This window comes from Actinobaculum sp. oral taxon 183 str. F0552 (assembly GCF_000466165.1).
Taxonomy (GTDB): domain Bacteria; phylum Actinomycetota; class Actinomycetes; order Actinomycetales; family Actinomycetaceae; genus Peptidiphaga.
This window is the reverse complement of record NZ_KE951423.1, coordinates 12,346-19,699: the sequence shown is the minus strand read 5'-3', so window position 1 is coordinate 19,699 and position 7,354 is coordinate 12,346. Positions and strand designations below refer to the sequence as shown.

At 72.1% G+C, this 7,354-nt stretch carries 5 protein-coding genes and 1 pseudogene; 2 read left to right on the top strand and 4 right to left on the bottom strand.

Annotated elements, in window-relative coordinates; translation table 11 throughout:
- Positions 1-549 precede the first annotated feature (549 nt).
- A complete protein-coding gene (locus HMPREF0043_RS04780; RefSeq protein ID WP_021601779.1) occupies positions 550-1,572 on the bottom strand; it encodes a lipid II:glycine glycyltransferase FemX in 1,023 nt (340 codons plus the stop codon).
- A 72-nt stretch (positions 1,573-1,644) separates the two neighbouring features.
- On the opposite strand from HMPREF0043_RS04780, the gene HMPREF0043_RS04775 reads away from it, so the two are divergent.
- On the top strand, positions 1,645-2,223 hold the full coding sequence (locus HMPREF0043_RS04775; protein ID WP_084432190.1) for a DUF3000 domain-containing protein: 579 nt from the start codon (positions 1,645-1,647) through the stop codon (positions 2,221-2,223).
- Entirely contained in the window at positions 2,220-3,434 is a 1,215-nt protein-coding gene (locus HMPREF0043_RS04770) for an HRDC domain-containing protein (protein WP_021601777.1), read from the top strand. Before HMPREF0043_RS04775 ends, HMPREF0043_RS04770 begins: the two co-directional genes overlap by 4 nt.
- A gap of 13 nt (positions 3,435-3,447) precedes the next feature.
- On the opposite strand, the gene dxs is transcribed toward HMPREF0043_RS04770, so the two are convergent.
- From dxs to HMPREF0043_RS11045, 3 genes and pseudogenes are all read right to left on the bottom strand, one after another.
- Positions 3,448-5,364 (bottom strand): 1-deoxy-D-xylulose-5-phosphate synthase, encoded by a 1,917-nt coding sequence (dxs, locus tag HMPREF0043_RS04765; RefSeq protein ID WP_021601776.1) that lies wholly within the window; start codon positions 5,362-5,364, stop codon positions 3,448-3,450.
- A 191-nt stretch (positions 5,365-5,555) separates the two neighbouring features.
- The gene (locus HMPREF0043_RS04760; protein WP_021601775.1) at positions 5,556-6,944 is read right to left on the bottom strand and encodes a dihydrolipoyl dehydrogenase family protein; all 1,389 of its coding nucleotides are present in this window, start codon (positions 6,942-6,944) and stop codon (positions 5,556-5,558) included.
- A 202-nt stretch (positions 6,945-7,146) separates the two neighbouring features.
- Positions 7,147-7,354, bottom strand: a pseudogene (locus tag HMPREF0043_RS11045) (class I SAM-dependent RNA methyltransferase); the annotation flags it as partial.

Below are 7,354 nucleotides of genomic sequence, written 5' to 3'. Positions count from 1 at the left end.
GGCTCGCCGACCGCCGAGGGGACCCGAGAGGCCCCCGAGCCGAGGCCGAGGAGGCATGCCCGCGGGCACGGCGCCGACGGGACGAGACGCGGCGGTGAGGGCCCCGCCGCGAAGCCGTCCCGCCCGGAGGCATCCCCGCAGGGCCCCGAATAGCCGACTACGGCGCCGGATCCGCTCCACCGGGTCCGGCGCCGCCGCTCCCTTCGCCGCGCTCTGGGCAGCCTCGGAAGGCAGTGGGAGGTCGCAGGCAACCTCCCACTGGCGGCGGGATCGCCCGGCTCGCAACGGCGGCTCGGTGGCGGACTCCGCGCAGGCATGGGACGGCTAGGACGGTGCTCCCGGCGCAGCCGAGTCCGGTGCGCTCCGCGCAGGCATAGGCTGAGCGACGCGAGCGGCCCGCCCGCGGGACAGGGGTGTCGGCGGCCTCTCAGCGCGAGCGGAGCCTGGCCCCAGGCGAGGCATAGGAGGGCGAAGGTTGTCTGGACCTCTCAGCGCGAGCGGAGCCTGGCCCCAGGCGAGGCATAGGAGGGCGAAGGTTGTCTGGACCTCTCAGCGCGAGCGGAGCCTGGCCAGGAGTCCCCGCTTGGCCGCGAGGGCGGCGACGAGGATCCTGTATCGGAGCGGGTGGACGGGCACGTCCCAGGCGCCGGCCACGTCGACGACGTTTTCGCTGAACTTGGTCTTGAACCCCCTCACGCCCGCCAACTGGGGGGCGCGGTCGGAGTCGATGCCCATGAGGTCGAAGGACCGCACGCCGTCGGAGCGCAGGAAAGACGCCATCGACCACACGAGGAGGTCGGGGGCGCCGGCCTTGCGGCCCTCCTCGTTGGACGCCGCGTAGTAGTAGGTCGCCTGGGTGGAGGTCGTCGTCACGATCCCCCAGCACAGAGGCCGTCCGTCGCGCCTGACGGTGTAGAGGCGGCAGTGCTCGGGCCCCAGGGAGGCGAGCATGCTCTCGTACACGGATCTCTCGGAGATGCCGAACGAGTCCCTGGCCCCCGTCTCCACGAGCAGTTCGTACAGCTCGGGGAAGACCTCGGCGGCCCGCTCCGTCTCCTCCGCGGCGACGAGGCTGGCGTCCCGCAGGGCCTTGCGCACGTCGCGCCTGCCGCGTTTCTTCATCCCCGCCATCAGGGCGTCCTCGCCGGCCGTCAGGTCGAGCACGACCGTTCTGTCGAAGGTCACCGACTGGAGGAGCTCGTTCAGGTCGGCGGCCCGGTGGGCGGCGTGCAGGCGGACGAAGACTGCGGAGCGGTCCAGGCCCGCGACGAGTCTGACCAGATCCGAGCGGAACGCCGACTCCTCGGCAGCAGTGGGCTGCGGAGCGGTCCAGACCGGGCCGTGCTTGGCCCACAGATAGGTGAATCCGCGGCCTCGCATTTTCGTCAGGGCGATGAACGCCCGGGGCGCGCCGTCGACGCACCAGACGAGTTTGTGCCAAGGCTCACGGCCTTCGATCGCGCCGTCGAATCCGTCCCATGCCGAGGTCTGTTCGAGGGGGAGGTCGACTCCCGCCTGCCGCGCCAACCGTTCGAAACCGGCGCCCGTGTCTTCGAATCTGCTTCGCGTCATGCCAGTAGCGTACCGCGCCCCACGGCGTGGCTTTCGACCCGTGGGCGCCCCGATGCGGCTATGGTAGACGGCGTGCCGAGAATCGAAGCGCCAGCCGAGTTCTTGACGGCGCTCGACTCTCTCAGGGGTCACGCCTTCAGACGAGAACTCCACATCAGTCAGATACCGCCGCCGGCGAAGATCGCCCCCTGGGCGGTCGCACTGCAGGCGGAAGTCAACGACTCCTTGAAGCTCGACCCGGATTTCTACCGCGGGAACACGCGTTTCGTGTTGCTATACGATCCGGAGGGCCAACCCGCCTGGGATGGGACCATGAGGGTCGTCACGTTCACGAACGCACCCGTGGACTCCGATATGGGCGGCGATCCGCTGCTCGGCGAGGTAGCCTGGGCGTGGCTCGGCGAGGCGCTTCAAGCGCATTCGGCCGACTTCTACAATCTCAGTGGAACCGTGACCCGCAATTACAATGAGACTTTCGGAGGTCTATACCTTGCCAGCTCGGCGATCGACTTGGAGGTGCGCGCCTCGTGGACTCCCGCGAGCGCGGACGTGTCCGCGCATCTGACTGCGTGGGCGGAATTCGCGGGCATGGTCTGCGGTCTCGATCCCGAGGGCGTGACAAGTCTTCCCCGGCGCATCGAGGTCGTGTGACGCCCGACGCCGTCGACATCGAGCCGCTCGACGTGCCTCGGGAGGGGATCCCCGACGTCACCCACGAGGACATCGACGACGCCGTCGCCGCGCTGACGGCGGGGCACGGGCCGTTCTCCATCGACACCGAGCGGGCCATGGGCATCCGCTACTCGGCTCGCGCCTACCTCGTCCAGATCCGGCGCGAGGGGGCGGGGACGTTCCTGATCGACCCCGTGGGGATCGAGGACCGCCTCGGACCGCTGGCCGAGGCGCTCGCCGCCGACCAGTGGATCCTCCACGCGGCGGATCAGGACCTGCCGTCTCTGCGCGAGATCGGCTTGAATCCGCCGGACGTCTTCGACACCGAGGTCGCGGGGATCCTCCTGGGCCTGGAGCGGGTCTCCCTCCAGGCCGAGATCGCGGAGATCCTCGGGTACGGGCTCGCCAAGGAGCATTCGATGGCCGACTGGAGCCAGCGGCCCCTCGGCCCGGAGCTGCGCGCCTATGCGGCGTTGGACGTCGAACTCCTCCTGGAGCTGCGCAACGCTCTCATGTCCATGCTCCGGGCGGCCGGGCGGCTGGAGTGGCTGCACGAGGAGTGCGAGGAGATCCGCCTGCGCGAGCCGAAGCCGCCGCGCGCCCAACCCTGGAGGAAGGCAGCGCGCCAGGTCGGGGTCAGGGATCGCAGGGCGCTCGGCATGCTGGCGGCCCTGTGGGACGCCAGGGACGGGCTCGCCAAGGACCGCGATCTGGCCCCCGAACGGGTGCTCCCGTCGAAGGTGATGGCCGAACTCGCCGCCCGCAAGCCCCGTTCGCGCAGCGACGTCGAGCGTTCGCCCCTCCTGCAGTCCCGCATACGCCGCAAGGACGTCGACGTGTGGTGGGCTGCCGTGGAGGGGGCGTGGGCCCTGGACGGCGACGCCCTCCCCGAGCGGCAGTTCCACGAGGGAGAGGCGCCCTACCCCGCGGTGCGCAACTGGGAGCGGACGAATCCGCAGGCCGCGCAGCGGTGGCGGGTGGTGCGCACGGCCGTCCTGGCGCGCGCCGACGATCTGGGGATACGCCAGGAGCTCCTCCTCAAGCCCGCCTATCAGCGCGAGCTGGCGTGGGAGGGGTGGGCGCACCCCGAGCAGATCCCGATCCTCCTCGCCGCGCTCGGCGCCCGGCCGTGGCAGATCGAGAACGTCGGCCAGGCGATCGTCTCCGCCGTGCAGCGCGGGGCCCGCTGAGCGGCGGAGCCCTTCAGGCGCTCCGGGCGCCCCTCGGACGGAGCAGCGCGGGGCCGTCCGCCCGGCCGGCGGCCGATATCCCGGACAGGACGTCGTCGGCCGTCATGCCTTCGCGGGCGAGGGCCGAGGCGCGCGTGCGGTGGTCGAGGAACTCCCGGCGCACGCCGATGTGGGCCTGCCCCCCGGTGTAGCCCGCGCGTGCGAGGGCCAGGGCTATCTCGGATCCGACGCCGCCGTCGACGAGCCCGTCCTCGACCGTGACCACGCCGCGGTAGCCGCTCATCAGTTCGTCCACCAGGCCGTCGGCGACGGGCAACGCCCACCGCGGGTCGAGGACGCGGACGGGGACGTCGCTGCGGCCGGCCGCCTCCAGCGCGACGGGAACCATGGATCCGACGGCGACGACGGCCACCTCCGGCCTCTCGCCGGAGAACAGGACGTCCCCCCAGGAGTGCGATGAGAGCGCGGGGATCGGCTCGGGCAGGGCGCCCTTCGGGTAGCGCAGGAGGGCAGGGCCGTCGTGGGCCAGAGCCTCCCGCAGAAGGGCGGCGAGCTCCTCGCCGTCGCGCGGGGCGGCCGTGCGCAGGCCGGGCACCATGGCTGCGATCGACAGGTCCCACACGCCGTTGTGGGAGGCGCCGTCGTCGCCCGTGATCCCGGCCCGGTCGAGCACGACGGTCACCGGCTCGCGGTGGAGCGCCACGTCCATGATCAACTGGTCGAATCCGCGGTTCATGAACGTGGAGTACAGGGCGAGCACCGGCCGCATGCCGGCCCTGGCCAGACCCGCCGCCATCGTCATCGCGTGCTGTTCGGCGATACCGACGTCGATGACCCTGTCGGGGAACTCGTCGGCGAACCGCCCCAGGCCGACGGGGCGCGTCATCGCGGCGGTTATGCCCACCACCGTCGGGTCGGCGCGGGCGATGCGGGCGATCTCCCGGGCGAAGACGCTGGTCCACCCGAAGCGCTCGGGGGCGATGGGCAGGCCCGTCTCGGGATGGATGGCCCCGATCGCGTGGAACCGGTCGTGGACGTCGCGTTCGGCGGGCTCGTAGCCGCGTCCCTTCTCGGTGATCGCGTGGACGACGACCGGGCCGCCGTAGTCCCTGGCCAGCGTCAGGGCCTCGATCAGGTCGTCGAGGTTGTGCCCGTCGATCGGGCCGATGTACTTCAGGCCGAGGGAGTCGAAGATGCCCGCGTCGACGAAGATGTCCTTCACGCCCTTCTTGATCGAGTGGAGCGCGCCGTAGGCCATGCGTCCCGGGGGGCCCGCGTCCCGGAGCGTGCGCTTCGTCCAGTCGAGGAAGGCCTCGTAGCTCTTAGACAGCCGGATCGAGTCGAGGCGGCGGACGGGGTCGAATTTGCGGACGAGCCCTCCCACGGTCGGGGCGTAGGAGCGGTCGTTGTCGTTGATGACGACGACGAGGGGGCGGTCGGAGTCCTCCGCGATGTTGTTGAGGGCCTCCCAGGCCATCCCGCCCGTCATCGCGCCGTCTCCGACGACGGCGACGGCGCGGCGGCCCGTCTGGCCGGAGAGCTGGAATCCCCGCGCGATCCCGTCGGCCCACGAGAGGGCGGTGGTCGCGTGGGAGTTCTCGACGACGTCGTGGGCCGACTCCGCGCGCGAGGGATAGCCCGACAGCCCGCCTTCCCTGCGGAGCGCGGAGAAATCGTGGCGTCCGGTGAGGATCTTGTGGACGTAGGACTGGTGGCCGGTGTCGAAGAGGATGGCGTCCGACGGGGAGTCGAAGACGCGGTGCAGCGCGATGGTCAGCTCGACCACGCCGAGGTTGGGGCCCAGGTGGCCGCCCGTCTTCGACACGTTCTCGACGAGGAAGGCCCGGATTTCCTCGGCCAGCTCCGGCAGCCGCGGCCCGGGGAGCGCCTTGAGGTCCTCCGGTCCAGCGATCCGGTCGATCAAGCCCATCCGATTACCTCCTCACGATCGGCATCATCTTACCGGGTGGGCGCGTCCCCGCGGCAATCCGGGGGATGCGCGAAGGCCCGACCGCGAGCGGGCGGCCCGGGAAGGCGACCGGCCGGCGGCCTGGCAGCCCGGGAAGGCGACGCGGGCGACCGCGCGGGCTTCCCGGGCGCTTCGGACTCGTCCGAGGGGGGTCAGCCGGGCATGGCGTCCAGGACGATGTTCAGCCCCTCGGCCATCGTCGGGTGGGCGATGACGGCGTCGCGGACCCGCTGCCAGGTCAGGCCGCCGAGCATGGCCATCTGGACGGACGCGACGACTTCGCTCGCCCCGTCCCCGATGACGGCGGCGCCCAGGATCCGGTCGGTCTCGGCGTCGACGACGACCTTGTAGAACCCGCGGGTCTGGCCGAGGGTCTTGGCCCGCGGCACCGCCGCGGTGGGGGCTTTGGCGACCCGGACGGCCCGGCCGGCGGCGCGGGCCTCGTCCTCGCCCATGCCCACGCGTCCGAGCTCGGGGGTGGTGAACACCGCCCAGGGGACGAGGCGGCCCTCCGTTGTGGCGTCCCGGCCGGCGAAGGCGTCGCGCAGGACGCGGAAGTCGTTCCAGGAGACGTGCGTGAACTGGGGGGAGCCGGCCACGTCGCCGGCGGCGTAGACGCCCGGGACGCTCGTGCGCAGGCGGGAGTCGACCTTGACGAAGCCGCGGTCGGTCAGCTCGACGCCGGCGGCCTCCAGGCCCAGACCCGTCGTGACGGGCGTGCGGCCCAGGGCGACGAGCAGGCGGTCGGCCGTGTAGCGGCCGGCGCCGGTGGTCACCGTCACGCCGTCGCCGTCGGATTGGACGCCGGCGGCGCGCTCGCCGGTGACGATCGCAACCCCTTGCCCGCGGAGGTTCTCGGCGACCTCGGCGGCCACGTCCGCGTCCTCGCGGCCCAGGATGTGCTCGCCGCCCTCGATGAGGGTGACGCGCGAACCGAAGCCGGCCATCATGGAGGCCATCTCCACGCCGACCACTCCCCCGCCCAAGACGAGTAGGCTGTCGGGGATCTCGGTGAGGCGCAGGAGGTCCTCGCTCGTCCAGTAGTCGGCGTCCGCCAGTCCGGGGATGGCGGGCACGGCGGGGGCCGTCCCGGTGTTGATGAGGACCCTGTCGCCTTCGACGGTGCGGACGCCGCCGCCGTCGAGGGCGATCTCGACGGTCTTCGGGCCGGTGAATCGGGCCGTTCCCCGCACGAAGTCGAGGCCGGGGGCGTCGAACATCCTCTCGTGGGCGGCGACCATCGCGCCGACGACGCCCTCTTTTCGTGCGCGCAGCGCGTCCAGGTCGATGCGGGCGTCGGCCAGGTCGGCGCCGTCGACCGCCACGCCGTAGCCGGCCGCGGTGCGGACCTCGTCAAGCCTGCGCGCGCTCGTCACGAGGGTCTTCGTGGGGATGCAGGCGACGTTGATGCACGTGCCGCCCACTTTGTCGCGCTCGACCATCAGGACGCTGTCTCCGAGCCCTGCGCGGAGCATCGCCAGTGATTTGCCTGCTTTCCCGCCGCCTACGACGACGATGTCGAAGTGTTCGGTCTCTGCCATTGTAGGGTTCCTTCCGTCGGTGTCCGCCGGGCGATCGTTCGCGCAGCACCAGGTCGAACGCCGCACGGCGCGCCGTCATTCCCGCGGCGGGCGGGGCGCGGCCGGACGGAGACGAGCGCTGCAGAGCTCCGTCGCCCGGCCCTTCCCCGGCGCTTCGCCCGTCCGGAGGCGAGGCGGTGGCCGCGCCGACGCCGCCGGCCGGTCAGCTCGCGGGGCGGTCCAGGACGGTCACGCACTCGAAGTGGTGCGTGTTCGGGAAGAGGTCGACGGCGTCGAAGCCGGTCACGACGCGGCCCGCCTCGTGCATGGCGGCCACGTCCCTGGCCATGGCCGCGGGGTCGCAGGAGACGAGGACGATGCGGCGGGCCGGCCCGGCCGCGAGCGTCGAGGCGAGGTCGCGCCCCAGGCCG

Bases quoted from the DNA above. Each gene is read 5' to 3' on its own strand.
- HMPREF0043_RS04780 (WP_021601779.1), bottom strand. From the start codon at position 1,572: ATGACGCGAAGCAGATTCGAAGACACGGGCGCCGGTTTCGAACGGTTG.
- dxs (WP_021601776.1), bottom strand. From the start codon at position 5,364: ATGGGCTTGATCGACCGGATCGCTGGACCGGAGGACCTCAAGGCGCTC.
- HMPREF0043_RS04760 (WP_021601775.1), bottom strand. From the start codon at position 6,944: ATGGCAGAGACCGAACACTTCGACATCGTCGTCGTAGGCGGCGGGAAA.